The sequence below is a fragment of the Cetobacterium sp. ZOR0034 genome (assembly GCF_000799075.1).
In the GTDB taxonomy this organism is placed as follows: domain Bacteria; phylum Fusobacteriota; class Fusobacteriia; order Fusobacteriales; family Fusobacteriaceae; genus Cetobacterium_A.
The window spans coordinates 1-603 of record NZ_JTLI01000079.1; the positions used below are offsets into that span (position 1 = coordinate 1).

The 603-nt window shown below is 31.3% G+C and carries 1 protein-coding gene; it reads left to right on the forward strand.

All coding sequences use genetic code 11. The features are described 5' to 3' along the window. Positions 1 to 603 (forward strand): efflux RND transporter permease subunit (locus L992_RS11970; RefSeq protein WP_047396516.1); only part of this gene is annotated, 603 nt, incomplete at both ends.

Below are 603 nucleotides of genomic sequence, written 5' to 3' on the forward strand. Positions count from 1 at the left end.
GAGGGGATGTTCAAAGAGAGATTGATGCAATCTCTGGAGAACTGCCAGATGATGCTTCAAAACCAGTGACTCAAAAATTATCTGCTGGTTCAGGAAACACAGCTATGATGCTAAGCATATCTAGTCCTAACTTCTTAGAATTGACATCATTTGTTAATGAGTTTATGACTCCAAGATTTGAAAAAATTATGGGTGTTGGAAAAGTCGACATTATTGGTGCACCAAAAAAAATAATAGAAATCCAATTTGATTCAAACAAACTATCCTCATATAGCTTAACACCAAACGAGTTATATGACTTAATAAAGACATCTTCTGTAAACATTCCATTAGGAGTTATTAAAACTGGTGGGAAAGATGTTGTAATAAGATTTATGGGAGAGTTTAATTACTTAGATGAGTTTGAAAATATGATTATCAGAAGTGATGGTAAAACAGTTAGATTAAAAGATATTGCTAATGTGGTATTGACTACTGAAGATCAAACTGAAATAACTAAACTTAATGAAAAACCATCAGTAATGTTAGTTATTGAGAAATCAACAGATGGAAATATCTTATCTATAACTGATAATGCTAAAATAGCATTAGAAGAGATGAAAC